This is a genomic window from Sinorhizobium chiapasense (genome assembly GCF_045277575.1).
GTDB classification, from domain to species: domain Bacteria; phylum Pseudomonadota; class Alphaproteobacteria; order Rhizobiales; family Rhizobiaceae; genus Ensifer; species Ensifer chiapasense_A.
The window spans coordinates 1,156,472-1,182,366 of record NZ_CP144205.1; the positions used below are offsets into that span (position 1 = coordinate 1,156,472).

General features: G+C 61.3%; 29 protein-coding genes and 2 tRNA genes. 14 read left to right on the top strand and 17 right to left on the bottom strand.

Annotation, left to right across the window (positions count from 1 at the left end):
- Nucleotides 1-135: 135 nt before the first annotated feature.
- From secY to rplQ, 6 genes are all read left to right on the top strand, one after another.
- Nucleotides 136-1,476 (top strand): preprotein translocase subunit SecY, encoded by a 1,341-nt coding sequence (secY, locus tag QM996_RS05630; protein ID WP_500269614.1) that lies wholly within the window; start codon nucleotides 136-138, stop codon nucleotides 1,474-1,476.
- Nucleotides 1,473-2,051, top strand: coding sequence for a nucleoside monophosphate kinase (locus QM996_RS05635; protein ID WP_500269615.1), 579 nt, complete (start codon nucleotides 1,473-1,475; stop codon nucleotides 2,049-2,051). Before secY ends, QM996_RS05635 begins: the two co-directional genes overlap by 4 nt.
- 232 nt (nucleotides 2,052-2,283) lie before the next feature.
- Complete coding sequence (gene rpsM, locus QM996_RS05640; RefSeq protein ID WP_173516265.1) at nucleotides 2,284-2,652, top strand: 30S ribosomal protein S13; 369 nt, start codon at nucleotides 2,284-2,286, stop codon at nucleotides 2,650-2,652.
- A 228-nt stretch (nucleotides 2,653-2,880) separates the two neighbouring features.
- Nucleotides 2,881-3,270 carry a 30S ribosomal protein S11 gene (gene rpsK / locus QM996_RS05645; protein ID WP_003536496.1) on the top strand — a complete coding sequence of 130 codons (390 nt, stop codon included), beginning with the start codon at nucleotides 2,881-2,883 and terminating at the stop codon, nucleotides 3,268-3,270.
- Between the two features lie 103 nt (nucleotides 3,271-3,373).
- Entirely contained in the window at nucleotides 3,374-4,384 is a 1,011-nt protein-coding gene (locus QM996_RS05650; RefSeq protein WP_034795592.1) for a DNA-directed RNA polymerase subunit alpha, read from the top strand.
- Nucleotides 4,385-4,487: 103 nt separating this feature from the next.
- Nucleotides 4,488-4,913 carry a 50S ribosomal protein L17 gene (gene rplQ / locus QM996_RS05655; protein ID WP_173516266.1) on the top strand — a complete coding sequence of 142 codons (426 nt, stop codon included), beginning with the start codon at nucleotides 4,488-4,490 and terminating at the stop codon, nucleotides 4,911-4,913.
- Nucleotides 4,914-4,953: 40 nt separating this feature from the next.
- Here the strand turns inward: rplQ and msrQ are convergent, their stop codons facing one another.
- Together msrQ and msrP are read right to left on the bottom strand one after the other, a co-directional pair.
- Nucleotides 4,954-5,616 (bottom strand): protein-methionine-sulfoxide reductase heme-binding subunit MsrQ, encoded by a 663-nt coding sequence (gene msrQ, locus QM996_RS05660; RefSeq protein WP_500269616.1) that lies wholly within the window; start codon nucleotides 5,614-5,616, stop codon nucleotides 4,954-4,956.
- Between the two features lie 2 nt (nucleotides 5,617-5,618).
- Nucleotides 5,619-6,560, bottom strand: a complete 942-nt coding sequence (msrP, locus tag QM996_RS05665; protein ID WP_500269617.1) for a protein-methionine-sulfoxide reductase catalytic subunit MsrP — start codon at nucleotides 6,558-6,560, stop codon at nucleotides 5,619-5,621.
- A gap of 199 nt (nucleotides 6,561-6,759) precedes the next feature.
- Here msrP and QM996_RS05670 point away from each other — a divergent pair, with 199 nt between their 5' ends.
- From QM996_RS05670 to sugE, 3 genes are all read left to right on the top strand, one after another.
- Nucleotides 6,760-8,157 (top strand): DegQ family serine endoprotease, encoded by a 1,398-nt coding sequence (locus tag QM996_RS05670; RefSeq protein ID WP_500269618.1) that lies wholly within the window; start codon nucleotides 6,760-6,762, stop codon nucleotides 8,155-8,157.
- Complete coding sequence (locus QM996_RS05675) at nucleotides 8,154-9,467, top strand: replication-associated recombination protein A (RefSeq protein WP_500269619.1); 1,314 nt, start codon at nucleotides 8,154-8,156, stop codon at nucleotides 9,465-9,467. Before QM996_RS05670 ends, QM996_RS05675 begins: the two co-directional genes overlap by 4 nt.
- A gap of 249 nt (nucleotides 9,468-9,716) precedes the next feature.
- On the top strand, nucleotides 9,717-10,031 hold the full coding sequence (gene sugE, locus QM996_RS05680) for a DMT family transporter (RefSeq protein WP_500269620.1): 315 nt from the start codon (nucleotides 9,717-9,719) through the stop codon (nucleotides 10,029-10,031).
- A 126-nt stretch (nucleotides 10,032-10,157) separates the two neighbouring features.
- On the opposite strand, the gene QM996_RS05685 is transcribed toward sugE, so the two are convergent.
- From QM996_RS05685 to QM996_RS05725, 9 genes are all read right to left on the bottom strand, one after another.
- Nucleotides 10,158-10,943 carry an ATP12 family chaperone protein gene (locus QM996_RS05685; RefSeq protein ID WP_500269621.1) on the bottom strand — a complete coding sequence of 262 codons (786 nt, stop codon included), beginning with the start codon at nucleotides 10,941-10,943 and terminating at the stop codon, nucleotides 10,158-10,160.
- The gene (locus QM996_RS05690; protein WP_500269622.1) at nucleotides 10,936-11,601 is read right to left on the bottom strand and encodes an HAD family hydrolase; all 666 of its coding nucleotides are present in this window, start codon (nucleotides 11,599-11,601) and stop codon (nucleotides 10,936-10,938) included. Before QM996_RS05690 ends, QM996_RS05685 begins: the two co-directional genes overlap by 8 nt.
- Nucleotides 11,601-12,593 (bottom strand): RluA family pseudouridine synthase, encoded by a 993-nt coding sequence (locus tag QM996_RS05695; protein ID WP_500269623.1) that lies wholly within the window; start codon nucleotides 12,591-12,593, stop codon nucleotides 11,601-11,603. Before QM996_RS05695 ends, QM996_RS05690 begins: the two co-directional genes overlap by 1 nt.
- A 211-nt stretch (nucleotides 12,594-12,804) precedes the next feature.
- On the bottom strand, nucleotides 12,805-13,182 hold the full coding sequence (gene crcB / locus QM996_RS05700) for a fluoride efflux transporter CrcB (protein WP_500269624.1): 378 nt from the start codon (nucleotides 13,180-13,182) through the stop codon (nucleotides 12,805-12,807).
- A 24-nt stretch (nucleotides 13,183-13,206) separates the two neighbouring features.
- The gene (gene fghA, locus QM996_RS05705; protein WP_500269625.1) at nucleotides 13,207-14,040 is read right to left on the bottom strand and encodes an alpha/beta hydrolase family protein; all 834 of its coding nucleotides are present in this window, start codon (nucleotides 14,038-14,040) and stop codon (nucleotides 13,207-13,209) included.
- Nucleotides 14,041-14,064: 24 nt separating this feature from the next.
- Nucleotides 14,065-14,712 (bottom strand): DUF1345 domain-containing protein, encoded by a 648-nt coding sequence (locus QM996_RS05710; RefSeq protein WP_500269626.1) that lies wholly within the window; start codon nucleotides 14,710-14,712, stop codon nucleotides 14,065-14,067.
- 49 nt (nucleotides 14,713-14,761) lie between these two features.
- Nucleotides 14,762-15,202, bottom strand: a complete 441-nt coding sequence (locus tag QM996_RS05715) for a DUF188 domain-containing protein (protein WP_500269627.1) — start codon at nucleotides 15,200-15,202, stop codon at nucleotides 14,762-14,764.
- A gap of 194 nt (nucleotides 15,203-15,396) precedes the next feature.
- A complete protein-coding gene (locus tag QM996_RS05720; RefSeq protein ID WP_500269628.1) occupies nucleotides 15,397-16,524 on the bottom strand; it encodes an S-(hydroxymethyl)glutathione dehydrogenase/class III alcohol dehydrogenase in 1,128 nt (375 codons plus the stop codon).
- A gap of 68 nt (nucleotides 16,525-16,592) precedes the next feature.
- Complete coding sequence (locus tag QM996_RS05725) at nucleotides 16,593-16,991, bottom strand: helix-turn-helix domain-containing protein (RefSeq protein WP_500269629.1); 399 nt, start codon at nucleotides 16,989-16,991, stop codon at nucleotides 16,593-16,595.
- Between the two features lie 347 nt (nucleotides 16,992-17,338).
- Between QM996_RS05725 and QM996_RS05730 the strand changes: the two genes are divergently transcribed.
- A complete protein-coding gene (locus tag QM996_RS05730) occupies nucleotides 17,339-18,277 on the top strand; it encodes a DMT family transporter (RefSeq protein ID WP_500269630.1) in 939 nt (312 codons plus the stop codon).
- Nucleotides 18,278-18,283: 6 nt separating this feature from the next.
- Here QM996_RS05730 and lipB read toward each other — a convergent pair whose 3' ends face one another.
- On the bottom strand, nucleotides 18,284-19,003 hold the full coding sequence (gene lipB, locus QM996_RS05735; protein WP_500269631.1) for a lipoate-protein ligase B: 720 nt from the start codon (nucleotides 19,001-19,003) through the stop codon (nucleotides 18,284-18,286).
- Between the two features lie 194 nt (nucleotides 19,004-19,197).
- Here lipB and QM996_RS05740 point away from each other — a divergent pair.
- Both QM996_RS05740 and QM996_RS05745 read left to right on the top strand, forming a co-directional pair.
- Nucleotides 19,198-19,282: transfer RNA gene (locus tag QM996_RS05740), tRNA-Leu, on the top strand.
- Nucleotides 19,283-19,671: 389 nt separating this feature from the next.
- Nucleotides 19,672-19,756: transfer RNA gene (locus tag QM996_RS05745), tRNA-Leu, on the top strand.
- Nucleotides 19,757-19,907: 151 nt separating this feature from the next.
- On the opposite strand, the gene QM996_RS05750 is transcribed toward QM996_RS05745, so the two are convergent.
- Both QM996_RS05750 and QM996_RS05755 read right to left on the bottom strand, forming a co-directional pair.
- Complete coding sequence (locus QM996_RS05750) at nucleotides 19,908-20,177, bottom strand: hypothetical protein (RefSeq protein ID WP_500269632.1); 270 nt, start codon at nucleotides 20,175-20,177, stop codon at nucleotides 19,908-19,910.
- Between the two features lie 48 nt (nucleotides 20,178-20,225).
- Nucleotides 20,226-20,735, bottom strand: coding sequence for a peptide deformylase (locus QM996_RS05755; RefSeq protein ID WP_500269633.1), 510 nt, complete (start codon nucleotides 20,733-20,735; stop codon nucleotides 20,226-20,228).
- A gap of 395 nt (nucleotides 20,736-21,130) precedes the next feature.
- Between QM996_RS05755 and mgtE the strand changes: the two genes are divergently transcribed.
- Complete coding sequence (mgtE, locus tag QM996_RS05760) at nucleotides 21,131-22,552, top strand: magnesium transporter (RefSeq protein WP_500269634.1); 1,422 nt, start codon at nucleotides 21,131-21,133, stop codon at nucleotides 22,550-22,552.
- Nucleotides 22,553-22,620: 68 nt separating this feature from the next.
- Nucleotides 22,621-23,007 (top strand): MerR family transcriptional regulator, encoded by a 387-nt coding sequence (locus QM996_RS05765; RefSeq protein WP_113537749.1) that lies wholly within the window; start codon nucleotides 22,621-22,623, stop codon nucleotides 23,005-23,007.
- An 82-nt stretch (nucleotides 23,008-23,089) separates the two neighbouring features.
- Here QM996_RS05765 and QM996_RS05770 read toward each other — a convergent pair whose 3' ends face one another.
- The 3 genes from QM996_RS05770 to QM996_RS05780 all read right to left on the bottom strand — a co-directional run bounded on the left by QM996_RS05770 (nucleotide 23,090) and on the right by QM996_RS05780 (nucleotide 25,400).
- Nucleotides 23,090-23,563, bottom strand: a complete 474-nt coding sequence (locus tag QM996_RS05770; RefSeq protein ID WP_429816757.1) for a methyltransferase family protein — start codon at nucleotides 23,561-23,563, stop codon at nucleotides 23,090-23,092.
- 3 nt (nucleotides 23,564-23,566) lie between these two features.
- Complete coding sequence (locus tag QM996_RS05775; protein ID WP_500269635.1) at nucleotides 23,567-24,577, bottom strand: heparan-alpha-glucosaminide N-acetyltransferase; 1,011 nt, start codon at nucleotides 24,575-24,577, stop codon at nucleotides 23,567-23,569.
- A 130-nt stretch (nucleotides 24,578-24,707) separates the two neighbouring features.
- On the bottom strand, nucleotides 24,708-25,400 hold the full coding sequence (locus QM996_RS05780; protein WP_500269636.1) for a DUF599 domain-containing protein: 693 nt from the start codon (nucleotides 25,398-25,400) through the stop codon (nucleotides 24,708-24,710).
- Nucleotides 25,401-25,895 lie beyond the last annotated feature (495 nt).

Here is a 25,895-nt window from a genome sequence, read left to right on the forward strand (position 1 = left end):
ATAGCGGAAACCACGGTGAGGCATCCGATTGCAGACACAATCGCCTCGCGTCCGGTTTTCAAGACGAAAAGTTACTCCTTCCGGAACGGACCGGGTGCTCCCGCTGATTCCGAGATTTGGTACGCGGAGAATTGCATGGCTTCTGCAGCGGAACAGCTCGCCTCGAACCTGAATTTCTCGACTTTCGCCAAGGCGGAAGATCTGAAGAAACGGCTTTGGTTCACGCTTGGTGCGCTTCTGGTTTACCGTCTTGGCACCTATATCCCGTTGCCCGGTCTCAATCCGGAAGCGTTTTCCCAGGCTTTCCGTGGCCAGAGCGGCGGCATCCTCGGTCTCTTCAACATGTTTTCGGGCGGTGCAGTTGAGCGCATGGCGATCTTCGCGCTCGGCATCATGCCCTATATCTCTGCTTCGATCATCGTTCAGCTGATGACCTCCGTCGTTCCGGCGCTGGAACAGCTGAAGAAGGAAGGCGAGCAGGGCCGCAAGATCATCAACCAGTATACCCGCTACGGTACGGTGCTTCTCGGCACGGCGCAGGCTTACGCCATCGCCGTCGGCCTCGAGAGCGGCAACGGCCTTGTGAACGATCCGGGTTGGTTCTTCCGCATTTCGACCGTCATTTCGCTGCTCGGCGGTACCATGTTCCTGATGTGGCTCGGTGAGCAGATCACGTCGCGCGGTATCGGCAACGGCATTTCGCTGATCATCTTCGCCGGTATCGTCGCCCACCTGCCGACGGCTCTCGCCGGCACGCTCGAACTCGGCCGCACCGGCGCGCTCTCGACGCCGCTGATCCTCGCGATCATCATCATGGTCGTTGCCGTCATTGCGCTCATCGTCTTCGTCGAGCGGGCACAGCGCCGGCTTCTGATCCAGTATCCAAAGCGCCAGGTCGGCAACCGCATGTTCCAGGGCGACACCTCGCATCTGCCGCTGAAGCTCAACACTTCGGGCGTCATCCCGGCGATCTTCGCGTCCTCGCTGCTGCTGCTGCCGGCGACGCTTGCAGGCTTCGCCAACACGGCGACACTGCCGGGTTGGGCGACGACCATCGTTGGTGCGCTCGGTCACGGCAAGCCGCTCTACATGGTTCTCTACGGAGCGATGATTGCGTTCTTCGCCTTCTTCTATACGGCGATCGTCTTCAATCCGAAGGACACGGCCGACAATCTCAAGAAGCACGGCGGCTTCATTCCGGGCATACGTCCGGGCGAGCGCACGGCTGAATACATCGATTACGTCCTGACGCGCATCACCGTCATCGGTGCGGTCTACCTGATCTTCGTCTGCATTCTGCCGGAAGTTCTGATTTCGCAGACCGGCGTGCCGTTCTACCTTGGTGGTACGTCGCTTTTGATTGTTGTCAGCGTGACCCTCGATACTGTAGCACAGATCCAGGGCCATCTCATCGCACAGCAATATGAGGGGCTGATCAAGAAGTCGAAGCTGCGCGGAGGAAAGAGGGGACGATGAGACTGATATTTTTGGGACCGCCGGGCGCTGGCAAGGGGACTCAGGCCAAGCTTCTGACGGAGAGATACGGCATTCCGCAGCTTTCCACAGGCGATATGCTGCGGGCCGCCGTTGCCCAGGCGACTGAAGTTGGCAAGCGCGCCAAGGCAGTGATGGACGCCGGCCAGCTGGTATCGGACGAGATCGTCAACGAAATCGTGTCGGATCGCATCGATCAGCCGGATTGTGCCAAGGGTTTCATCCTCGATGGCTACCCGCGCACCGTTCCGCAGGCGATTGCCCTCGACAAGATGCTGGAAAGCAAGGGACTGAAGCTCGATGCGGTCATTGAGCTGAAGGTCGACGAGGCGGCCCTTGTAAAGCGGATGGAGAATCGCGTAGCGGAGACTATCGCTGCGGGAGGTATGGTCCGTTCGGATGACAATCCGGAAGCCTTCAAGCGTCGCCTGGCAGAGTATCGCGAAAAGACTGCGCCGCTGTCCGAGCACTATGCCGGTACCGGCCAACTGAGAACGGTGGATGGCATGGCGGATGTGACCGCCGTCACCGCAGAGATCGAGAAGATTCTGGCTTAGACACTGGTCTTTGCCGAAAAGGAACCGCCGGGGAGTTGACTTTTCCGGCCGATTCCGCCAAAGACAGCGCCAACTCGCGACATGAGAGCGATCGGCGCGGTCTTCAAAGAAAATGAAGTCCGGGTGCGGTCGTTTTTGACGTGTCTCGAACCTCAATCAACGTGCGGCTCTTCGAGGTCGCGTAACGAAGCACCTATTGCCGGATGGCAACTGGAACGCAAGGAGAATAGACGTGGCACGTATCGCTGGCGTCAACATCCCGACGGCGAAGCGCGTAGTTATCGCGCTGACCTACATTCATGGGATCGGCCCGAAATTCGCACAGGAAATCGTCGAGAAGGTCGGTATTCCGTCCGATCGTCGCGTGCATCAGCTGACGGACGCTGAAGTTCTGCAGATCCGCGAAACGATCGACCGTGACTACCAGGTCGAAGGTGACCTGCGTCGCGAGACCTCGATGAACATCAAGCGCCTGATGGACCTCGGCTGCTATCGCGGCCTGCGTCACCGTCGTGGCCTGCCGGTTCGCGGTCAGCGCACCCACACCAACGCTCGCACCCGCAAGGGTCCGGCGAAGGCGATTGCCGGTAAGAAGAAGTAATTTCCCGAAAAGGGAGATTGGGAGGCTGGCGTCAGGCGCCGGCCTCCTTTTGCAGTTTGGTACGGCGCTTGCCTGACCGCTGTCCGGGCGAATGGTCCGGATGTTAGTCCGAAGAGCGGGTATTCCGCCCCTCGGGGGAAATGAAGATGCAGGGCAGGGGACGACAAATCCTTTTCCCGGTGGAGCCGCTGGAATTACGGCGGTGCAGAGATCTAAGAAAGGGATCCTATGGCCAAGGAAGCCACCCGCGTTCGCCGCCGCGAACGCAAGAACATCACGTCTGGCGTTGCACACGTCAATTCGTCGTTCAACAACACGATGATCACCATCACCGACGCACAGGGCAACGCGATTGCCTGGTCGTCTGCCGGTGCAAAGGGTTTCAAGGGCTCGCGTAAGTCGACCCCGTTTGCCGCACAGATCGCCGCTGAAGACTGCGCCAAGAAGGCTCAGGAACACGGCATGAAGTCGCTGGAAGTCGAAGTTTGCGGTCCGGGTTCCGGCCGTGAATCGGCTCTTCGCGCGCTGCAGGCTGCGGGCTTCATGATCACCTCGATCCGCGATGTGACCCCGATCCCGCACAACGGCTGCCGTCCGCGCAAGAAGCGCCGCGTCTGATCATATGCATTCAACATGCCGGTGAGGGTGCATCCGCGCTCTCCCGGTCTTCGGGGCTCGGTTGTCACGATTGGATGGTGGCAACGAACGGAAGGCAGAAAACATGATCCAGAAGAATTGGCAGGAACTGATCAAGCCGAACAAGGTGGAGTTCGTCTCCTCCGGCCGCACCAAGGCAACGCTGGTTGCGGAACCGCTTGAACGCGGCTTCGGTCTGACGCTCGGCAACGCGCTTCGCCGCGTGCTTCTGTCGTCGCTGCGCGGTGCTGCTGTCACCGCAGTGCAGATCGACGGCGTTCTGCACGAGTTCTCCTCTATCCCGGGCGTCCGGGAAGATGTGACGGACATCGTGCTCAACATCAAGGAAATCGCCATCAAGATGGATGGCGACGACGCAAAGCGCATGGTTGTGCGCAAGCAGGGTCCGGGCGTTGTTACCGCCGGTGACATCCAGACGGTTGGCGATATCGAAATCCTCAACCCGAACCATGTGATCTGCACCCTCGACGAGGGCGCAGAGATCCGCATGGAGTTCACCGTCAACAACGGCAAGGGCTACGTGCCGGCTGATCGCAACCGTTCGGAAGATGCTCCGATCGGCCTGATCCCGGTCGACAGCCTGTACTCGCCGGTCAAGAAAGTGTCCTACAAGGTGGAGAACACCCGCGAAGGCCAGGTTCTTGACTATGACAAGCTGACGATGTCCATCGAGACGGACGGTTCCGTCACCGGTGAAGATGCGATCGCTTTTGCGGCCCGCATCCTTCAGGACCAGTTGTCGGTCTTCGTCAACTTCGACGAGCCGCAGAAGGAAGCAGAGGAAGAGGCAGTTACCGAACTCGCCTTCAACCCGGCGCTTCTCAAGAAGGTCGACGAACTGGAACTTTCGGTCCGTTCGGCCAACTGCCTGAAGAACGACAACATCGTCTACATCGGCGACCTCATTCAGAAGACCGAAGCAGAAATGCTCCGCACGCCGAATTTTGGTCGCAAGTCGCTGAACGAAATCAAGGAAGTTCTCGCTTCCATGGGCCTGCACCTCGGCATGGAAGTGCCGTCCTGGCCGCCGGAGAACATCGAAGATCTCGCCAAGCGTTACGAAGACCAATACTAACAGATAAAGGCAGCTTGTTCTGCCTTTCCCCGTCAAACAGCAGGTGTTGCACCTGTATGTGCCAGGAAACGGCAGGCAGAGCCTGCATTGAAGGAGAATAGCCATGCGCCACGCAAAAGCCGGCCGCAAGCTGAATAGAACCGCCAGCCACCGCAAGGCGATGTTTGCCAACATGGCAGCTTCGCTGATCCAGCACGAGCAGATCGTTACGACCCTGCCGAAGGCCAAGGAAATCCGCCCGATCGTCGAGAAGCTCGTCACGCTCGGCAAGCGCGGCGACCTGCATGCTCGCCGCCAGGCGATCTCGCAGATCCGCGACGCCGCTGTCGTTTCGAAGCTGTTCGACACGATCGCATCGCGCTACGCCACCCGCAACGGCGGCTACCTGCGCATCATGAAGGCTGGCTTCCGCCACGGCGACAACGCCGCTCTCGCCGTCATCGAGTTCGTTGACCGCGATGTCGACGCCAAGGGCGCTGCGGACCGCGCCCGCGTTGCCGCAGAAGCTGAAGCTGCCGAAGCAGCCTAAGCCGATCGAAGGCAGAAAAATTAAAGCGGCCGGGTGGCAATCACCCGGCCGCTTTTTCTATGGGCTGCCGTCTGATCGGCGAATTGGCCGCCTGACGTTTGCGGCGCAGATAGGGCTTGCGCACCAGTCGCCAGGCGAGCAGCACGGCGACCAGCCCCAGATAGAGCATCTGCTCGGGGCCCACGACCTTCACCGACATCGAAAAATGCAGGGCGCCGGCAGCGGCGATGACATAGGCAAGGCGGTGCAGCGTATTCCACCGGGTCCCGAGCCTGCGAATCGACCAATTGTTGGACGTCAGTGCCAGCGGGATCAACATCACGAGCCCGGCCACGCCGATGGTGATGAACGGGCGACGGCCGATATCGGTGAGGATCGCCGGAATATTCAGCACCTGATCGAGCAGCATGTAGGCGAGGAAGTGCATCAGCACGTAATAGAAGGCGAGCAGCCCGAGCGCCCGGCGATAGCGAAGCCAATTGATGCCGAAAATGTCGCGGATCGGCGTGATCGCCAGGGTCGCGACGAGAAAGCGAAGCGCCCAGAGACCAAGCAGGTGCTCGAATTCCTTGACCGGATTTCCGGGGAGTTGCCCAGTGGCGCCGAGGTAGAAGCCGTAGCCTGCCGGCAGCAGGCCGAGGCCATAAAGTGCCCATACCGAGGCTGAGTGGTAGCGTTTCGGGAGGGCGGGCAGATGGACCATGATCAGTAACTCGCTCTGAGATCCATGCCGGCATAGAGGCTGGCAACCTCATCAGCATAGCCGTTGAAGGGCAGGGTGTCGCGACGATTGGAGCCGAAGAAGCCACCGCCACCGATGCGGTTCTCCGTCGCCTGGCTCCAGCGCGGGTGATCGACAGCCGGGTTGACGTTGGCATAGAAGCCATATTCGTGCGGGGCCGACAGATTCCAGGTGGAGGGCGGTTGCGTTTCGGTGAGCGAGATCCGCACGATCGACTTGATCCCCTTGAAGCCGTACTTCCAGGGGGTAACGAGCCGGATCGGCGCCCCGTTCTGGTTGGGAAGGGTCTTGCCGTAGACGCCGAGGGACAAGAGGGTGAGGGGATGGCGGGCTTCATCCAGCCTCAGCCCTTCGCGATAGGGCCAGGGCAACGGCTGAAAGAAGCCGGATTGGCCCGGCATCTCCGCGGGGCGCACGATCGTCTCGAACGAAACATACTTGGCGCTGCCAAGCGGCTCGACCCTGTCGAGCAGGGTCGAAAGCTGGAAGCCGGTCCAGGGGATCACCATCGACCATGCCTCGACGCAGCGCATGCGATAGACGCGTTCCTCGATCGGGAACTTCAGCAATTCCTCCAGCCCGAACTCCTGCGGCTTGCCGACGAGACCGTCGACCTTCACCGTCCAGGGAGTCGGTTTGAAGTTGCCGGAATTGGCGGCGGGATCGCCCTTGCCGGTCCCGAATTCATAGAAGTTGTTGTAGCCCGTGACGTCGGTCTCGGGGGTCAGATCCTCGTCGACGACGTATTTGCCTTTCGGTGCGCTGAGCGCAGCCGCCATGCCTGAACTGCTTCCGGCGAGGAGGATGCCGCCGGCAGCGGCGCCCAGGAATGCGCGACGGTTGATGAAGATATTCTCCGGGGTGATTTCGGAGGAAACGATTCGCGGCGGACGGTAGGATGGCATGGTCTTATCCGAGAGTGGTTTATGAGCCTTGGCTTGTAAGAACTCAGCAGACTTTCGATCACCGTGAAAGGGGTGCCGAACCACGTTTTCGTGCGTAGCGCGTGAAGCCGGCAAGTTTGCGTATCTTGCGCCAACATTTGCCTTTTTTCCCGCGAAATCCTATCTGAACGTAGCCGCGACGAATAGGAGAATGCTTCACATGATCGTTAGTCGAAGAGCGCTTGCCGCGCTCGTCATTGCTGTTTCTCTTGCCTGTCCGGCATTGGCCGAGGAGGCCAAGACCGTTCCGCAGTCGCGCACCGAAATGCAGCTTTCCTTCGCGCCGCTCGTCAAGCAGACGGCAAACGCGGTCGTCAATGTCTACGCCGAACGCGTCGTCGAGCGCCGCTCGATCTTTTCCGGCGATCCCTTCTTCGAGGAATTCTTCGGCCAGCGGATGCCGAACCGTTCGGAAAAGCAATCCTCGCTCGGCTCCGGCGTGATCGTCGGCAAGAACGGAATCGTCGTGACCAACAATCACGTCATCGAGGGCGCCGACGACATCAAGGTGGCGCTGGCAGATGGCCGCGAGTTTCCCTGCAAGATCGTGCTCAAGGATGACCGGCTCGACCTGGCGGTGCTGAAGATCCAGTCGGACGGCCCGTTCGAGATCGTCCCGCTCGGCGATTCCGATGCGGTCGAAGTCGGCGACCTTGTTCTCGCGATCGGCAATCCCTTCGGCGTCGGCCAGACGGTAACGAGCGGCATCGTCTCGGCACTCGCGCGCAACCAGGTCTCGTCGGGCGATTTCGGCTTCTTCATCCAGACGGACGCGGCAATCAACCCGGGCAATTCCGGCGGTGGCCTCATCGATATGAATGGCCAACTCATCGGCATCAACACCGCGATCTTCTCCAAGGGTGGAGGCTCGAACGGCGTCGGCTTCGCCATCCCGGCCAATCTGGTGAAGGTTTTCGTCGCTTCCGCCGACGGTGGCAATGGCACCTTCGTGCGTCCCTTTATCGGCGCGAGCTTCGAACCGGTGACCTCTGAAGTCGCCGAGGCTCTTGGCCTCAGCCGTGCCCGCGGCGCGCTGGTGACTGCTGTCGTGGCGGGTGGCCCGGCCGAACAGGCGGGCATCAAGCCGGGACAGGTGATCACCGCCGTCAACGGCATCGACGTCGAACACCCGGATGCGCTCGGCTACCGCCTGACGACGGTCGGCATCGGTCACGAGGCGCGCGTGACCGTGTCGGAAAACGGCAAAACCCGTGACGTGACGCTGAAGCTCGATCGGGCGCCGGAGACGTCGCCGCGCGACGAACGGTTGATCGAGGGGCGCAACCCCTTCGCCGGCGCGGTCGTCGCCAACCTGTCGCCGCGTCTTGCCGACGAGTTGCGCATGTCGACTTCGCTGCAAGGGGTCGTCGTCATGGAGGTCAACCGCGGTTCGCCGGCAGCCCGTATCGGTCTAGAACCGAAGGACATCGTGCGCTCCGTCAATGGCACCACGATAGACACATCCAAGACGCTGGAGCATGTGATGGCCGATGATGCCTCCTTCTGGCGGGTCGAGATCGAGCGGGACGGCCAACTGATCCGTCAGTTCTTCCGATGAGCGATCTCTTCTCCGCCTCCGAACCTCCTGAGATGGCGTCGGCAAGACCGCTTGCCGACAGGCTTCGTCCGCGCACGCTTGCCGAAGTCACCGGTCAGGAGCACCTGACCGGGGATGATGGCGTGCTGTCGCGCATGATCGCGTCGGGTTCTCTCGGATCGATGATCTTCTGGGGGCCGCCGGGTACCGGCAAGACGACCGTGGCGCGGTTGCTTTCGGGGGAGGCGGGGCTTGCCTTCGAGCAGATTTCGGCCATCTTCTCCGGTGTCGCCGATCTCAAGAAGGTGTTCGAAGCGGCGCGCGCGCGGCGCATGTCCGGCCGGCAGACCCTGCTCTTCGTCGACGAGATCCACCGCTTCAATCGCGCCCAGCAGGATAGCTTCCTGCCTGTCATGGAAGACGGCACCGTCATCCTCGTCGGCGCAACGACGGAGAACCCGTCCTTCGAGCTCAATGCCGCTCTGTTGTCCCGCGCCCGCGTATTGACGTTCAAGCCGCATGACGAAGACAGCATCCAGGAGCTGCTGTCGCGAGCCGAGCAGGCGGAAGGCAAGACGCTGCCGCTTGATGCGGATGCGCGTGCCAGCCTGATCCGCATGGCTGATGGCGATGGCCGGGCGGCCCTGACACTGGCCGAGGAAGTCTGGCGGGCGGCCCGGCGCGACGAAATCTTCGATGCGGCAGCGCTTCAGAACATCGTGCAACGGCGGGCGCCGGTCTACGACAAGGGCCAAGACGGCCACTATAATCTGATTTCCGCGCTGCATAAGTCGGTACGCGGCTCTGATCCGGATGCTGCCCTCTACTATCTCTGCCGTATGTTCGACGCTGGCGAGGATCCGCTTTATCTTGGGCGACGCCTGGTGCGCATGGCGGTCGAGGACATCGGCCTCGCCGACCCTCAGGCGCTGGTGATCTGCAACGCCGCCAAGGACGCCTATGATTATCTCGGTTCGCCGGAGGGCGAGCTGGCGCTCGCCGAGGCCTGCGTCTATCTGGCGACCGCGCCGAAGTCGAATGGCGTTTACACCGCCTACAAAGCGGCGATGCGCGCTGCCAAGGAAAACGGCTCGCTGCTGCCGCCGAAACACATCCTTAACGCACCGACCAAGCTGATGAAAGGCGAAGGCTACGGCGACGGCTATCGTTACGATCACGACGAACCGGATGCTTTCTCTGGCCAGGATTATTTTCCGGAAAAGATGGGCCGCCAGACCTTTTACGACCCGCCGGAGCGCGGTTTCGAGCGCGAAATCCGCAGGCGGCTGGAATGGTGGGCGAAACTGCGCCGGGAGCGCAATGCTTCCTAGCGCCGATCCGGGAAGGCGTAAGACGGCTTCCCTTTGCGAAGTGCGTGGCTCGCAGCAATCCCCGCTTGTTTCAAGGAATGCGTGAAGTGATCCAGCTTTGCCACCGGTGCAAAGCTGATCTGCCCGTGGTTGCCTTGCTGTCGGCACCGGAGTGTGAGATAGAAGCCGCATTGCAGACGGCTGCACGGGTCGCAAAGTCGATACCGAACAACCGCGGGGACGGCCTCGCTCCAACCTCAGGAGTTTGACATGGCCTGGTTCCTTCTTCTGCTTGCCGGTTTCCTCGAAATCGGCTGGGCAATCGGTCTCAAATACACGGATGGCTTTACGCGCGTCACGCCGACGATCCTGACCGTCGGGTCGATGATCCTCAGTATTGTGTTGCTTGGTCTCGCCGTGCGCAGCCTGCCGCTCGGCACGGCCTACGCGGTCTGGACCGGCATCGGTACCGTCGGCACGGTCATCCTCGGCATCTTCCTGTTCGCGGAGCCGGCGACCTTCATCCGCCTCGGCTGCATTGTTCTCATCATCAGCGGCATCGCCGGGCTGAAGCTCGCTGCCTAACGCTGCGTACTCGCATTGTCGTAGCGTCAGGCTCTCGAAGCGGCAGCCATAGTTACAAACGAAGCGGGTTGCGCGTCATGAAGGACGCGCAACCCGCAATCGTATTCAGCGATGTGGCGTTTTCTGTTAGCGCAGGGCGTCGAGCACCGCGGCGGTCGCCTGCATTTCCTGCCAGCGGTTCTCCCGCCGGCGGAAGGCCTCCTCGTCGGTTCCCCAATGCTCGATCTGCCAGTCCTCGTCCACATGCGCGGCCGTCCAGGCCTCTTCGGCGGAGAGCCTGCCCGAGGCGAAGGCGAGCGCTAAGAGGGCCGAGCCCGTCAGGCTCGTCACCGTGTGGATGCAGGTGAGGCCGAGCGGCGTCGCGAAGGCACGCAAGCCTTCCGCATAGGCAGCGAGCGCTTCTTCCGGCTGTTCCTGATGGATCACGCCTTCGGCAAGGATGAAGCGGGCGCCGAGCATTTGTCGCGCCCAATCGAGCACCGGATTCCAGATTTCGTTCTGGCGGGCGACGAGACCTTCCGGGCTGTCGGCGCGGTAGCAGAGCATATCGGTTCCGGCGAAGCGCAGGATGTCGTCGAAGACCGAGCGCTGGTCCTTGGCGACGCCGTCGAGCGCCGTGTTGACGATGCGGGTGACCGGCATCTGGCCGGGGTTGATGACCTCGGTCTGGGCCTCCCATTCGGCGGCGAGAATCTCCGCGAGCTTGCGCATCGGCACGGCAAGCGGCTGCTTTGCCGGCGTGCGCACCGTCCGGCCATCGAGCAGCACGCTATACGTATCTCCGTCGGCCGCAGCGATACTGACCTCTTTGTAGAAGCGCTTCGGTAGCGGCTTCAGCATCTGGATCTGTGCGCGGCGGACCGGATCCTCGTGGCTCATCGCACCGCTGAGTTCGTCGCGAATATCAGGCATGATTGTGTTCCATCCATTCAATGATGTCAGCCGGCGTCTGGGCAACGAAATCCGCACCTGCCTCGATGAGCTCAGGGACGGACGCATAGCCCCAGGCGACGCCGATGGCGGCGGCACCGGCTGCCTTGGCCATCTGCATGTCGTAGATCGCGTCGCCGATGACGACCGTATCCTTCGCATCGATGCCGGCTTCCGAGCAGCACCCGGTCACCATCGCCGGATGCGGCTTGGAGGGGCAATCGTCGGCCGTACGGGAAACGAAGAAGATGCTGTCGAAGCCGTGGGTTGCCGCAATGTGGGTGAGGCCGCGCCGCGACTTTCCGGTGACAGCACCGATCAGCAGTTCATTGCGCGACGAGAGCGTCTGCATCATGTCGGCGATTCCCGGAAACAACAGCTCCTGGAAGCCGGCTTCGCCGCGCACGCCTGCGAAAATCGCCTTATAGTGTGTCGTCATCGCCAGCGCCAGGTCGTCGACGTGCTCACGGCCGAGCAGCCGCGCAATGGCGATGTCGAGTGTCAGGCCGATGATGCCCTTGGTCGCCGAAAGGGGCGGGCGCTCGCGATCGAAGGCCTCAAACGTGCGCGCCATCACTTCATGGATCAGGCCACCGCTGTCGACCAGTGTCCCGTCACAGTCGAAGAGAGCCAGTTTCATCAGTCTTCCTCGTTCGCAGCATTCTCGTCGAAACCGAGCAGGTTCCAGCTCTGCACCATGTGCGGCGGCAGCGGCGCTGTCACCTGCAGGCGACCGCCGTTCGGATGCGGGATGTCGATGTGCCGGGCATGCAGGTGCAACCGGTTCTGAATGCCGCCCGGGAACGACCAGTTGATGTCGGCCTCGAAATATTTGGGATCGCCGATGATCGGATGACCGATATGGGCCGCGTGCACGCGCAACTGATGGGTGCGGCCGGTATAGGGTTCCATTTCAAGCCAGGCGAGGTTCTGGCCGGCCTGTTCGACGATCCGGTAGTAGGAGATCGCGTGATCGGCGCCGTCGTCGCCATGCTTGGCAATGCGCATGCGGTCGCCATCCGGCGTCTGTTCCTTGACGAGCCAGGTGGATATCCGGTCTTCACGCTTGCGCGGCACGCCCTTCACCAGGGCCCAATAGGTCTTCTTGGTGTCGCGCTCGCGGAAGGCGGCCGTCAGTTGCTGGGCAGCACCGCGGGTGCGGGCGATCACCAGCACACCCGAAGTGTCGCGGTCGAGCCGGTGCACCAGGCGCGGTTTTTCACCCTTCTGGTTGGTCCAGGCCTCGAGCATCTTGTCGATATGACGGCTGACGCCGGAGCCGCCCTGGACGGCAAGGCCGGCCGGCTTGTTCAGTACGATGACCTTCGCATCCTCGTGCAGCACCATGCGCGACAGAAGCTCGCCATCCGGAGAGTGCCTGAGATCGCGGCCACCGATCGGGCCGGTCTTGGTCTCCTTCGGGTCGACGCCGAGCGGCGGAATGCGGATCGTCTGGCCGGGCTGGACGCGGGTGTCGGATTTGGCGCGCGCGCCATCGACGCGAACCTGGCCGGAGCGCAGGAGCTTCTGCAGTGGACCGAAGCCCAGTCCGGGAAAATGCACCTTGAACCAGCGGTCGAGGCGCATGCCGGCCTCGTCACCATCCACTTGTCTGTGTTCTATACCTGCCATTTGAGCGAACCTGCCTTCTGTTTCCGCAGCGTCGCGCGTCGGTCCGAAGCTCCTGCGCTGGGATGGACGCAGGAAAACGCTTCAGGCGCGCAAAGGCTGCCGCAATCCTTTAGCCGCTGCATGACAACGCCCTCGAAGCGATGACGGTCGCGGACCAATGCAGCATGCGCCGCGTTTCTCTCTGGAGACGCAGCGCCTGTAGGAGCAGCCTTTAGACTATTGCGCGCACCAGAACCAGCCCGCAGAAGACCGCCAAGATCGAAAGCGCGACGCTGGCGATGATATAGATGATGGAAAGCATGACATCGCCGCGCTCGGCCAGCGTGATTGCGTCCAGCGAGAAGGCGGAGAAGGTCGTGTAACCACCGAGAACACCGGTGATGAGGAACACGCGCATTTCCGGCGACGCGCCGAACTTGCGCATGATCATCTCCACCAGCAGGCCGATCAGGAACGAGCCTGAGATATTGACCCCAAGGGTGCCCCACGGGAAGCTGGGCCCGAAGCGGTGGATAGCCCAGAGACCGGCAATGTAGCGCAAGATCGAGCCGATCGCGCCACCGGCGCCGACGAGAAGGAGGTGGGTCATCAGTCGCTCCGGGGTCAAATCGGCTCAGGCCAGCCGGTCGGCATGCCACTTCAAGTGATCGTCCATGAAGGTGGAGATGAAGTAATAGGAGTGGTCGTAGCGCTCATGCATGCGCAGCGTCAGATCGATGCCCGTGCCCTTCACGGCGTCTTCGAACAGCCAGGGGCGCAATCCGTTTTCGAGGAAGCCGTCGGCCTTGCCCTGGTCGATCAGGAATTCGGGGAAGCGTGCGCCGTCCTTGACGAGGGCGCAGGCATCGTATTGCCGCCAGACGGCGCGGTCGGTTCCAAGGTACTTTTCGAAGGCGCCGATCGACCAATCAGCCGTCGACGGCTCGACGATCGGTGCGAATGCCGAGCAGCTCCTGAAGCGGTCGGGGTGCTTCAGAGCGATCGTCATCGCGCCGTGACCGCCCATTGAATGTCCGAAGATCCCCTGGCGGCTCATGTCCATGCGGAAGTGCTGGCTGACGAAGGCAGGCAGCTCTTCGGTGACGTAGGTGTACATCTGATAGTGCTCGGCCCAGGGCTTCTCGGTGGCGTCGAGATAGAACCCGGCGCCCTTGCCCATCTGCCAGTTGGTCAACTCGTCGGCAACGTCGGCTCCGCGCGGGCTGGTATCCGGGCAGACGATGATGAGGCCGAGTTCGGAGGCCATACGCCGGTACTCGCCCTTTTCCATGACGTTCGCATGCGTGCAGGTGAGGCCGGACAGGTACCAGAGCACCGGTCTTGGCTCCTTGATCGCCTGCGGCGGCACGAAGACGGCAAAGGTCATCTCGCCCTTGCAGGCCTCGGACTCGTGCGAAAAGACGCCCTGCATGCCGCCAAAGGCGGTGTTTTGCGAAAGGACTTTCATGGAATGCTCCTTGGATAATGATGCTCAGCCGGCAAGCTGCACGGCCGCATTGACGGCGGCGGCGACGAGCACGGTGTTGAAGAAGAACGAAACGATGGCGTGCATCAGGTTGATACGCCGCATGGCTGTCGTCGTGATGGCGACATCAGATGTCTGCGCCGTCATGCCGACGACGAAGGAAAAATAGAGGAAGTCATAGCCGCCAGGATCGGGAGTCCCGGGAAAATCGAGGCCGCGCGCCGGCTCCGCTGCCTGCTGATTCTGGTCAGCCACCCAGTAGACATGGGCATAGTGCATGGCGGCCATCATGTGGATCGTCGCCCAGCCGAGTACGACAGAGGCAAAGGCGAGGGCGAGAGCCAGTGCGGATCCCGTTTGCTGGGCGTTGAGCGCAATGAACAGCGAGACGAGCGCAGTTGCGGCGGCCGCGAATGTTACAAGAAAGATGACGGCTTCCGGCTCGTCGGTGTTACGGGCATGCGTTTTCAGATGTCTGCCCGTCATCATTCGCAAGCGCCGCCAGCTCATGAAGAGATAGACGCAGAAGAAGGTAATGGCAGCGGCGACGAGGACAAAGGGGCGCGCAAGGAACCAGAGGGCTGGTACGGTCAGAACTCCGCAGAAGAGGGCGGTGTAGAAGGGCCAGTGCCTGAGCTTTGTCGTCGCTTTCATTGAAATGCCCCTGCGATTGCGGTTGCCCGCGGGCTTGCTCGTCGCGCCGTCAATTTTTCGACTGGCGTGCGAGTCGGTCAAGTGTTTCAAGAAAGGCCGAGCGATCCCGTGGGGTGAAGGCGGCGTTGTAGCCCTTGCTCTCGCCGGTTTCGCGCAGGTGTTGGCCAAGATCACGCATGGCGGACGCCATGCCGATATTGCTCTTGTCGAAGAGGCGACCCGAAGGACCGGTGACCAGCGCGCCGGCGGCAACGCAGCGCACGGCCAGCGGCACGTCGGCGGTGACGACGATATCGCCCACATGCGCCCGTTCGGCGATCCAGTTGTCCGCCGCATCGAAGCCCGCCGAGACGATGACGTTGCGCACCATCGGGTCGCGCGAAGGACGCAGGCCGGAATTGGCGACGAAAGTCACCTCTATTCCATGGCGCTCGGCCACCTTCAGGATTTCCGCCTTCACCGGGCAGGCATCGGCATCGACATAGATCATCTTGAATCAGTTTCTCAACGGGACTGAAAAAGGCGCCGGAAATCAATCGACCCCGGCGCCGTTCTGAATCGGATTGTGAAGCAATTCCAGGAAAAGTGTGAAGCGGTTTTCCGTCTGGAATTGCATCAGTCAAGTTGAAGCAATTCCAGGAAAAGTGTGAAGCGGTTTCCGCCCGGAATTGTGTCACTTGGCGGTTAGTAAAGAACGACGCCGCGGATGCTTTCGCCGGAATGCATCAGTTCGAAGCCCTTGTTGATGTCTTCGAGCGGCATGGTGTGGGTGATCATCGGGTCGATCTGGATCTTGCCCTGCATGTACCAGTCGACAATCTTCGGCACGTCGGTGCGGCCGCGCGCGCCACCGAAGGCGGTGCCCATCCACTGACGACCGGTGACGAGCTGGAACGGCCGGGTGGAGATTTCCTGGCCGGCGCCGGCGACGCCGATGATCACCGACTTGCCCCAGCCGCGGTGGGCCGATTCCAGCGCCTGGCGCATCACCTTGGTGTTGCCGGTGCAGTCGAAGGTGTAGTCGGCGCCACCGATCAGGTCGCCATTGCGTTTCGTCATGTTGACGAGATAGGGCACGATGTCGTCGCCAACCTCCTTGGCGTTGACGAAGTGGGTCATGCCAAACTTCTCGCCCCATTGCTTGCGGTCCGGATTGATATCGACGCCGATGATCATGTCGGCGCCGGCGAGCCTGAGGCCCTGCAATACGTTGAGGCCGATGCCGCCGAGACCGAAGACGATCGCGGTCGCGCCAATCTCCACCTTGGCCGTGTTGATCACCGCACCAATGCCGGTGGTGACGCCGCAGCCGATGTAGCAGATCTTGTCGAACGGCGCCTCCGGGTTGACCTTGGCAACCGCGATCTCCGGCAGCACCGTGTAGTTGGCGAAGGTCGAGCAGCCCATATAGTGGTGGATCTTGTCCTTGCCGATCGAGAAGCGCGAGGTGCCGTCCGGCATCAGGCCCTGGCCCTGGGTCGCGCGGATCGCCGTGCAGAGATTGGTCTTCTGGCTCAGGCAGGAATAGCATTCACGGCACTCGGGCGTGTAGAGCGGGATGACGTGATCGCCCTTCTTCACGCTCGTGACGCCCGGGCCGACGTCGACGACGATGCCGGCGCCCTCATGGCCGAGGATCGCCGGAAACAGGCCCTCCGGATCGGCACCCGAAAGCGTGAAGTCGTCGGTGTGGCAGATGCCGGTGGCCTTGACCTCGATCAGCACCTCGCCCGCCCGCGGGCCGTCGAGCTGAACCGTCATGACCTCGAGCGGCTTGCCGGCCTGAACGGCAACGGCGGCACGTACGTCCATTTAATTTCTCCCTTGAGCAAAAATGGTTTCGGGCCACCAGGACGGCGGCCCGTTGGAATCGGTAATAGCTAACGAGTGTTCTGTTGAACGCGATTGAGTTCCATCTCAAGAGCCGCGATGGCCTTGCCTGTCTGTTCGTGCAGCTTCTTGACCAGTGCAAGCTGCTCGCGAAGACCATCGCGATCATCGTCGCACGCCTCTGAATCCGGGGCCTTGCCGAGGCCGGCAATCAGCCAGGCGGGCGTAACGCCCAACACGCCGGCCAGCAGGAACAGCCGGTTCGTCCGGGGTTCGGCACGATCGCGCTCCCAGGCCGAGACCGTTTCAGCGCGCACCCCAAGCTGGTCTGCAAGATCCTTGGTGCTGAGGCTGGCGGCATCGCGCGCCCTCCAGATGCGTCCACCCAGCGTATCACCGTCGCTGGTGTCTCGCAGGCGGGCAATCATCGTTTCGGTGGATAAGCGCATGGATATCTCCTTTGCCACGGTTACGTTCAAAGGTCCCGGAAATCCGGCAGACGGCCGCTTTTGATTTCCGGGGCGGAAGATGGTCCTGAACTTATAGGCATTTGGCCGGCGAGGGACCACCCCGAAGCGCCAAAAACACCGTCAATTGCGGCTTACTGCATGTCTCTTTAAACGGACCTCGATTTGAGGACGAAGACATGCAGAAAATCAAAGCGCTACAGCGACCTTTGCGCATCTGATAAAACGCGCGGCGCTGCAGGCGCGGATAGTTTGTTCTCCGTCTTGTCTTCTGCTGTTGAAAACCACAGCGTTGCCACTAATCTGCCGCGGCCAACCGGAGCCTACCCATGACCGACGCCCGAACCGCGGCTGCCGAGCCCGCCAATACGGTGATGCAAGGCGTCGCCATCATGCTCTTTGCGATGGTCATCTTGCCCGGCATGGATGTGATCGCGAAATACATGGCCGTTTATGAAGGCATGTCGCCCGGCCAGGTAACCTTCTATCGCTTCTTCTTCCAGTTGGTGGCGACGTTGCCCATGCTTCTCGGCGCCGGTGGCCTGCGGGCGCTGAAGCCGAAGCGTCCCTGGGCCAATCTGCTGCGCGGCGTGCTGCTGGCGACGGCGGCCTTGTTCTTTTTCATTTCCGTGAAGTACATGCCTTTGGCCGATACCTTCGCCATCTACTTCGTCGAGCCCTTCATCCTGACCTGCCTTTCGGCCGTGTTTCTCAAGGAGAAGGTCGGCTGGCGGCGCTGGCTGGCGATTGTCGTCGGCTTCGGTGGAGCGATGATCGTCATCCAGCCGAGCTTCGCGGCTTTCGGCGTGACGGCATTGCTGCCGGTTGCCTGCGCCTTCGTGTTTGCCTGCTATCTGCTTCTCAATCGCGCGGTCGGTACCGGCGACTCGCCGCTGACGATGCAGACCATCACCGGTATCGGCGGCACATTGATGATGGCGCTGGTGATCCTGATCGGTAACGGCATGGGGAGCGCGGACTTCGTGCCGTCCTTGCCTCATTCGGCACTTGGGTTGACACTGGTGGTCGTGCTCGGCACGCTTTCCGGCTACGGCCACCTGCTCGTCGTCAAGGCCTTCAGAGCGGCGCCTGTCTCCTTGCTGGCGCCATTCCACTATTTCGAGATCGTCACGACGACAGCGCTCGGCTACCTCATCTTCGGAGACTTCCCATCGCTCTCCAAATGGCTCGGTATCGCCATCATCGTCGGCTCTGGCCTCTTCATCATCTGGCGCGAGCGGCAGGCAGGCCGACGGGCAGCAAAGTAAGCGGGTTCAGGCTCCGTCGCTCTTCGTCGGACCGAACACGCTCTCGAAGGCTTCGCGCAGACGGATGTCCACGTCCGGCATCATGACCGGCAGACCGAGGTCGACGAGGCTCGTGACCCCGTAACCGCGGATACCGCAGGGCACGATGCCGCCGAAATGGTCGAGGTCCGGATCGACGTTCAGCGCGAAGCCGTGGAAGCTCACCCATTTGCGCAGGCGGATCCCGATTGCGGCAATCTTGTCTTCTGCCATGGAGCCGTCGGGCAGGGCGGGCTTTTCCGGGCGGCGAACCCAGACGCCCACTCTATCTTCGCGGCGCTCGCCTCTGACATTCATGGAATCGAGCGTGGAGATGACGACGCTCTCCAGCGCGGAGACGAAGGCGCGCACGTCCTGTTTCCGGCGCTTGAGGTCGAGCATGACGTAAACGACGCGCTGGCCCGGACCATGATAGGTGTATTCGCCGCCGCGACCGGTCGTGAACACCGGAAAGCGATCTGGCATCACCAGGTCGGCGGCATCGGCGCTGGTTCCGGCCGTATAGAGCGGTGGATGCTCGACCAGCCAGACGAGTTCGTCCGCCGTTCCAGCGGCAATCGCGGCGGCCTCCTTCTCCATCAACTCGACGGCCTGTGGATAATCGACCAGTTCGGAGGCGATCCGCCAGCGAACCGGCGGTGATTCCGGAGAGGCGAACATGTCCTGGCTCAGATTTTCACGCTGCATTCGCTCGGCATTCCTGTTTTTCAGAGCTTGTACATGGGATGGCGTGAGACAAGAGTCCAGCGTTTCCACGGCTTCCCGAGCGGGCTGTTGAAATAGTTTCATTTCCCGTCAAATTTCTGTCGTCATCCTCTTGTGCCCCCCAGGGGCTTTTGCTAAATGCAGCCGCGTCGGCGCAAGTCGACACCTACCACGATGCGGTCGTGGCGGAATTGGTAGACGCGCAGCGTTGAGGTCGCTGTGGGGCAACCCGTGGAAGTTCGAGTCTTCTCGACCGCACCAAAAAAACCCGGCTTCGGCCGGGTTTTTTGTTTTTTATCTTAAGCTTAGCGAAAACGGCGTTTGTCCGGGATCGTGTCTTTGACCGATTCATTCGCTGCACGTTTCTGATCAAGAGCAGCCGTTCGATATGGCGGGACCAGCTCGTTCGCCTTACTCGCGATTGGTCGAGAACCGCCGCGATCCAAACGGCCTGTCTCGGCGCGGTCGCTGATAACGTGCGTGCGCACTTGGTGTGCGGAGAGGCGACCGGGCCCTGGCCTCTTCACACCGAAATGCGAAGGCTGCTGCGTTCCGTCGCGATCGTCCGAATTGTGCACAGCCGTCCCTTGTGCACCCCGGGGGCTTTTGCTACATGCAGCCCGCCGGCGCGAGTCGGCAGCTACCACGATGCGGTCGTGGCGGAATTGGTAGACGCGCAGCGTTGAGGTCGCTGTGGGGCAACCCGTGGAAGTTCGAGTCTTCTCGACCGCACCAAAAAAACCCGGCTTCGGCCGGGTTTTTTGTTTGTAAATCCAACAGTTAGCTTTGAACGTGTGGGTGGACGAACCTGTGCCGGCGCCTTGCGTTCATCTGCGCTGTCGATCGCAAGGCGCCTTTCAGGTCGAACGCGACTTCACGGCCCGCGTCAGCTGTTGCCGGCGGGGCCGCTCTGGTCCATGCGGCGCCGGACGAGCTTGTAGCTGTGATCGGGCTGAACCTCGTAGGTTTCGTAGACCATCTGCCCTTCATACATGAAGCGGTTCTGGACCATCGTGCCGGGAGCGGCCTGCGTCTTTCTCTTGCTCGCGTTCTCGCCGTAGGTCAGGCTTTCGGGCAGGGGTTCAAGGCTCTGCTGGGCGCTGTTGCAACCGGTAAGAGCCAGGAGGCCGATGACTGCAAGATATTTTGGCTTCATTGTTCGATCCTTGGTGGAGTCATTTGATACTGTCTACAGGGCACGGCTCTAGCTGCGTGTCTGTTCCCTTGTCAGCTTTTCGAATTTCTTGATGGCCCGATCGCGTTTCAGGCGCGAGAGGCGCTGGGTCCAGAATATGCCGTCGAGCTGGTCGATCTCGTGCTGCAGGCAAATCGCCATCAGCCCTTCGGCGTCTTCCTCGATTGTTTCGCCGGAGAGTGCCTGAAAGCGAACCCGCACCGCTTGCGGACGTTCGACGTCTTCCGTGACCCCCGGCATCGAAACGCTGCCTTCCGCATGTTTCATGAGCTGGGCAGAGTGCCAGACAATCTCCGGGTTGACGTAGATCCTGACGCCGCTCTCCTGGTTGAGCTCGATCACGGTCACCCGCTGAAGGACGCCGATATGCGGCGCGGTGATACCGATACCCGGTGCCGCTCGCATCGTGTCGAGAAGGTCGCCCGCAAGGGCCTCGAGCGTCGCGTCAAAGCACGTGACGCTGTCCGCTTTCCGGCTCAGCGTTTGGTTTGGAAAGCGGACAATGGGACGGATCGCCATCAGTTATTCCTTGACTGCAGCGGTCTGGAGCGACGCGGTCCGTCCCATTGAGGGACGCAAGAGACGCCGTAAACCTTGAGCTGCTGTTTCGCTCGCTGAAATCGATTCCGGCTCCAGGGAGCGAAGGAAAGTGCTAACCGATCGTGCGATCGATGTCGACTGTATCGAGGTGCAGCCGGTTTCTCATGTATTTGCAACAGCTTGAATAAATCTGTTGCCGCCGCGCGCGGGGTGGTAACTGTGCTGTGGACCTCGGCGGGGCTTTGCGGTAGCAGGCTCTAGAGCCCGACTCCGGACCACGGCGGCGGAAGAAGGCCAGCCAACCGTCAGTGACGCATTCTTTCCGGTCTGCAAAGATGGACCACCGGAAAGCAGCAATCGTTTCGAGGGCGCCCATGAGCAATATCGGCGACGACGACAGCGGTCTCGAAGACGTCAAGACCTTTGACGGTTCGGACATCTATGCCGACGACGGTTCGGTCCGTTCCGATTTCCTCATGCATGTCGGCGCGGCGATTGCCGATCGCGACACGATCTATCTGCGCCAGCACGTTGCCGGCCTGCATTCCTCGGAGCTCGGCGACCTGCTTGAGGCGATCCAGCCGGAGCAGCGTCTGGCCCTGGTCTCGCTGCTCGGCAAGGAGTTCGACCTTTCGGCACTGACCGAAGTCGACGAGGCGATCCGTCTCGATATCGTCGATCATCTGCCGAACGAGCAGATCGCCGAGGCTATCGGCGAGATGGATTCGGACGATGCCGTCTACATTCTCGAGGACCTCGACCAGGAAGACCAGGACGAAATCCTGGCGAAGCTTCCCTTTACGGAACGGGTTCGCCTGCGCCGCTCGCTCGACTATCCCGAGAGCACGGCCGGCCGGCGCATGCAGACCGAGTTCGTGGCCGTGCCGCCGTTCTGGACCGTCGGCCAGACGATCGACTACATGCGCGAAGACGAGGACCTGCCCGAGAGCTTCACGCAGATCTTCGTTATCGATCCTACCTTCAAGCTGCTCGGTGCCGTGGACCTCGATCGCGTGCTGCGTACCAAACGCTCGGTCAAGGTCGACGCGATCATGCACGACACGAGCCACGCCATTCCTGCCGAAATGGACCAGGAAGAGGCGGCTCAGCTCTTCGAGCAGTACGACTTGCTCTCCGCGGCGGTGGTTGACGACAACGGTCGGTTGGTTGGCGTTCTCACCATCGACGACGTCGTCGACGTCATCCAGGAAGAAGCCGAGGAAGACTTGCTGCGCCTGAGCGGCGTCGGCGACGAAGAACTGTCGGACTCGGTGGCGGAAGCATCGCGCTCGCGCGTGCCCTGGCTGTTCATCAATTCCATGACGGCCTGCATTTCCGCTTCGGTCATCGGCCTCTTCGATGCGACCATTCAGCAGATCGTGGCGCTTGCCATCCTGATGCCGATCGTCGCGGGCATGGGCGGCAATGCGGGTTCGCAGACGATGACGGTCACCGTGCGCGCGCTTGCGACCCGCGGTCTCGATATTCACAACGCTCCGCGCATCATTCGGCGCGAAGCCGGGGTGGGGCTCCTCAACGGCATGATCTTCGGCACGTTGATCGGTTTGGTGGCCGGTCTCTGGTTTCAGGATCCGAACATCGGCGGCATCATCGCTACCGCGATGCTGATCAACATGATGGCCGCAGCGCTCGCCGGCATCCTCGTTCCGCTGTGCCTGGACCGCTTCGGCGCGGATCCGGCCGTCTCTTCCGCCGTCTTCGTGACCGCCATTACCGATATCACCGGCTTCTTCAGTTTTCTCGGCATTGCCACCTGGTGGTTCCACGTCACGTAAGCGTCGTTGTTTGACTTTTACGTCAAGGTCAACGATAGTGGACTTGCGAAAAATCATGGAATGGCAGCGTGAATAAATATTACAGCATCACCGAATTGACGCGGGAATTCGGCATTTCCACCCGAACGCTGCGGTTCTATGAGGACGAGGGCCTCATTCATCCTGAGCGCCGAGGACGTACGCGGCTGTTCCGGCCGGCGGATCGGCGGCTGATCCAGGAAATTCTGCGTGGCCGGCGGATCGGCTTTACGATTGCCGAGATCCGCGAAATCATCCAGGTCTACAAGGACCCGCCCGGCGAGATGGGCCAACTTCGGCTGTTGATGAGCCGCGTCGAGGAAAAGCGCGAGGAACTTCGCCAGAAGCGCAAGGATATCGAAGACACGCTGGCAGAACTCGACAATGTCGAAGAGGCGTGCCTCACGCGTCTGGCGGAGATTGGCGTCGGCACCTGATCCGCCAATGCATTTGCAGATGAGGAATTCGAAGGGTGGCGTGTGCGCCGCCTTTTTTGTTTGGCTTTACCGGGCTGCCAGCTCAGATCCAGCGGCTGGTGTGCCGGCAATAGCGCTCGAACTCGAAGCCGAAGCGCGAAAGCAAGTGCCGCTCTTCATTGCGAATGGCAAAGAGCGTCGTCAGCATCACCGCTGCGATCGCCGTGATGAAGAACCACGGATTGAGCGTCGCAAGGCCAAAGCCGACCATCATCAAGGTATAGCCGAGATAGATCGGATTGCGCGTGAAGCGGAAGGGGCCGTAGGTGACAAGGCAGGTCGCGGAGCGGTAAGGCATGACGGCCGTGTGGCGGTCGAGCAAGGTCTTGACCGCCCAGAGGTCCAGCCAGATGGCGACAGTGATCAGTGTGCCGCCGATGATCCAGGGAAACCAGCTGTGTCCGTGTGCCACCGGGATGGGGGAATATCGCCCCAGAACAAGGGCCGCGAGCGTGGCGACGCCGTAGAGCAGGGCGGGCCACGGGAAGGTCAGCGGCTTGGCACGATAGGCATTCATGTCCTAGTCCCCTGATTGCAAGTCCATTGTGCACTGTCGCGCGATTCGCGCAATGCGTTCATCCGTGCTGACGTTGATCTCTCCCCTGTTCAGGCTGTCGAACAGGTTCTGCTGCACCAGAAGGTCCAACGTACAGCCGCAGAAGGCCTCGCACGGCACGGTCGGGTTGCCCTGGTTACAGGCCGCCACGCAATTGCTGCGGTACGCCTGCTTGGGATCCGGCAATGTCGGCGGTGAGATCAGCGAGAAGAGATAGACCAGTCCGATGAGCACGGGCTGGTGAATGAGGTATATGGCCAGACTGTGACGACCGCCGAAGACGAAGGGCCTCATCCACAGCTTGCCTTTGTCGCCTGTGGATGGACGGATTGCCAGGACCGCGATGAGCCGCGCGTGGAAGAGCTTGGCTGCGGCAAGGCCGAGCAGGAAAGGCCCGAGCCACGGCAGCATCGGCACATAGTCGTTGGAGCGCGGCAACGTTTCGGACAGTCCGACCCACCAGAGCCAGGGGGCGTCGAAGGCCGGCGAGCGCAGATAGAAGGGTGCTGCGATGGCTGCTGCCGCCGCAACGAGAGAGACGACGGCGGGAAGCCGCAGGAAAGCGAGGCCGATCACGCTTGCCGCGGCGATGGCATGCAGAATGCCGAAGAAGATAAACGAGTCCGGGAACGCGAAATAGGTCGCGATGGTAATCAGTGCTGCGGCACCGGCGATCTTGGCGAAGCGGCGCATGAACGCGTCGAGGCGCAGCTTCGGCCATTGTCCGAGCACCAGGCTGTAACCGGCGAGGAACAGGAAGCTGCTGGCGATCAGCCGGGCGAAGATCTTCCAGCCGCCGGTTCCGGCGGTTCCCGCGGCAACATAGCCGAAGAACTCGAGATCCCAGACGAAGTGATAGGTTGCCATGGCGAGCAGCGCCACGCCGCGCGCGACATCGATGAAGGCAAGCCGCCCCCGTGCGGCAGGTTGAGCCGGTATCTGTGTTGCCGGTGAAGTCACGTTGCTGTCGGACATGGGCATTCGCCATCCTGTGGGCGTGAGGAAGAATGACAGGCTTGGCTTGCGCCAAACACGCGTCGCTGGTTGATGGTGGAACTGAGCAGACCTGGCTTGTTGCTGTTCGGCGCGAAAGGCGTGCGTGCCGTCAGGGCGCTGCGTCCTGCAATAACGCCGCGCGTGCCTGCGAGTAGAACTGTCGGCGGGTCAGCACGAAGATGACGAAGACGGTAAGCCCGACGAAGACATAGGGGCTGACGAACCAGCCGAGATAACCGATCGACAGGAAAATCGCCCGGAGGCCAGCGTTGAAGTGCTTGGCGGCCAGCACGTTCATACGGATCGCCCGTTCGGCAGCCTTCTCTGCCGCCCGTGGATCTCGCTGCATGTCGGCGGTCATCGGAATGCCGCCCATCAGGATCGAGCAATAGTTGAACAGCCGATAGGACCAGCCGAACTTGAAGAAGGAATAGCCGAAGAGGCAGGTGAGGCCTCCGACCTTGAGCTCGAACGCGGTTCGCCCACCATGGAAGACATAGGGCATGTCCGCGAAGATCATCTGCGCCTGTTCGGTGGCCCCCAGCAACGCGAAGCAGCCGCCGAGCGCGAAAATCGTTGTCGAGGCAAAGAAGGCGGTGCCGGCTTGAAGCCCTGCGATGATCTGCGTGTCGATCATCTTCAGGTCGCGGTTCAGAGAATTGCGGATCCAGCGGCCACGATGCTCGTTCATGAGGCGGGTGAGACTCACGCGCTTGAAGCCGCGCGAGCCGTCGGTCGCCCAGCTGAAGCCTGCCCAAAGCAGGATGAACACGACAAGCGCTATGTAATCTTCGAAGGTCATACACGTGTTTTTGGCATGGCTTTTGGAAATTGCAAGGTGGCCGCGGCGGCGCGGGAATCGGCGGCGCGTCAACTACTGTGATGAAATTGCGGCGGAATTTTTCTCCGTTGCCGCCGGCCGATTGCGCGGTTTTCACCAGATTGGCGTTTGGTGCGGCAAGGTCGGGACACCTTTTCGCCACATTTCCCCATTGCGCATTTACGCTTTCTTCAATATGCATGGCCCCAGACGCGGGGCGCGCCACATGTGCAGCCCGCGGCCGTTGAGAGTGTTTCGGAGACATCATGGACAATACAATTCAGAAGTCTTGCTGGGGTGTGACTGCTCGCGCCGTAGCTGGTTTCGCTGGCGTTCTTGTTCTTGCTTATCTTTTCGGCGGCCTTTGATATCTAGTATCTAGAAAAGTCCACTGATTGACGGCGCGGCTTCCCAAGAGCCGCGCCGTTTTGATTCCTGATGGCGGGAGCGCCTGCGCACGGCAATGTCGCACGGATG

What these genes read in the sequence shown, in the direction of transcription:
- QM996_RS05725 (WP_500269629.1), bottom strand. Translation starts at nt 16,991, where the DNA reads ATGCGCTTATCCACCGAAACGATGATTGCCCGCCTGCGAGACACCAGC.
- QM996_RS05690 (WP_500269622.1), bottom strand. Translation starts at nt 11,601, where the DNA reads ATGAAACTGGCTCTCTTCGACTGTGACGGGACACTGGTCGACAGCGGT.
- crcB (WP_500269624.1), bottom strand. Translation starts at nt 13,182, where the DNA reads ATGACCCACCTCCTTCTCGTCGGCGCCGGTGGCGCGATCGGCTCGATC.
- mgtE (WP_500269634.1), top strand. Translation starts at nt 21,131, where the DNA reads ATGAGCAATATCGGCGACGACGACAGCGGTCTCGAAGACGTCAAGACC.
- QM996_RS05635 (WP_500269615.1), top strand. Translation starts at nt 1,473, where the DNA reads ATGAGACTGATATTTTTGGGACCGCCGGGCGCTGGCAAGGGGACTCAG.
- fghA (WP_500269625.1), bottom strand. Translation starts at nt 14,040, where the DNA reads ATGAAAGTCCTTTCGCAAAACACCGCCTTTGGCGGCATGCAGGGCGTC.
- rpsK (WP_003536496.1), top strand. Translation starts at nt 2,881, where the DNA reads ATGGCCAAGGAAGCCACCCGCGTTCGCCGCCGCGAACGCAAGAACATC.
- rplQ (WP_173516266.1), top strand. Translation starts at nt 4,488, where the DNA reads ATGCGCCACGCAAAAGCCGGCCGCAAGCTGAATAGAACCGCCAGCCAC.
- msrP (WP_500269617.1), bottom strand. Translation starts at nt 6,560, where the DNA reads ATGCCATCCTACCGTCCGCCGCGAATCGTTTCCTCCGAAATCACCCCG.
- QM996_RS05780 (WP_500269636.1), bottom strand. Translation starts at nt 25,400, where the DNA reads ATGACCTTCGAAGATTACATAGCGCTTGTCGTGTTCATCCTGCTTTGG.
- sugE (WP_500269620.1), top strand. Translation starts at nt 9,717, where the DNA reads ATGGCCTGGTTCCTTCTTCTGCTTGCCGGTTTCCTCGAAATCGGCTGG.
- QM996_RS05750 (WP_500269632.1), bottom strand. Translation starts at nt 20,177, where the DNA reads ATGAAGCCAAAATATCTTGCAGTCATCGGCCTCCTGGCTCTTACCGGT.
- QM996_RS05755 (WP_500269633.1), bottom strand. Translation starts at nt 20,735, where the DNA reads ATGGCGATCCGTCCCATTGTCCGCTTTCCAAACCAAACGCTGAGCCGG.
- QM996_RS05650 (WP_034795592.1), top strand. Translation starts at nt 3,374, where the DNA reads ATGATCCAGAAGAATTGGCAGGAACTGATCAAGCCGAACAAGGTGGAG.
- QM996_RS05775 (WP_500269635.1), bottom strand. Translation starts at nt 24,577, where the DNA reads ATGTCCGACAGCAACGTGACTTCACCGGCAACACAGATACCGGCTCAA.
- QM996_RS05695 (WP_500269623.1), bottom strand. Translation starts at nt 12,593, where the DNA reads ATGGCAGGTATAGAACACAGACAAGTGGATGGTGACGAGGCCGGCATG.
- QM996_RS05710 (WP_500269626.1), bottom strand. Translation starts at nt 14,712, where the DNA reads ATGAAAGCGACGACAAAGCTCAGGCACTGGCCCTTCTACACCGCCCTC.
- QM996_RS05675 (WP_500269619.1), top strand. Translation starts at nt 8,154, where the DNA reads ATGAGCGATCTCTTCTCCGCCTCCGAACCTCCTGAGATGGCGTCGGCA.
- QM996_RS05720 (WP_500269628.1), bottom strand. Translation starts at nt 16,524, where the DNA reads ATGGACGTACGTGCCGCCGTTGCCGTTCAGGCCGGCAAGCCGCTCGAG.
- QM996_RS05670 (WP_500269618.1), top strand. Translation starts at nt 6,760, where the DNA reads ATGATCGTTAGTCGAAGAGCGCTTGCCGCGCTCGTCATTGCTGTTTCT.
- QM996_RS05770 (WP_429816757.1), bottom strand. Translation starts at nt 23,563, where the DNA reads ATGAATGCCTATCGTGCCAAGCCGCTGACCTTCCCGTGGCCCGCCCTG.
- QM996_RS05685 (WP_500269621.1), bottom strand. Translation starts at nt 10,943, where the DNA reads ATGCCTGATATTCGCGACGAACTCAGCGGTGCGATGAGCCACGAGGAT.
- QM996_RS05730 (WP_500269630.1), top strand. Translation starts at nt 17,339, where the DNA reads ATGACCGACGCCCGAACCGCGGCTGCCGAGCCCGCCAATACGGTGATG.
- QM996_RS05715 (WP_500269627.1), bottom strand. Translation starts at nt 15,202, where the DNA reads ATGATCTATGTCGATGCCGATGCCTGCCCGGTGAAGGCGGAAATCCTG.
- msrQ (WP_500269616.1), bottom strand. Translation starts at nt 5,616, where the DNA reads ATGGTCCATCTGCCCGCCCTCCCGAAACGCTACCACTCAGCCTCGGTA.
- secY (WP_500269614.1), top strand. Translation starts at nt 136, where the DNA reads ATGGCTTCTGCAGCGGAACAGCTCGCCTCGAACCTGAATTTCTCGACT.
- lipB (WP_500269631.1), bottom strand. Translation starts at nt 19,003, where the DNA reads ATGCAGCGTGAAAATCTGAGCCAGGACATGTTCGCCTCTCCGGAATCA.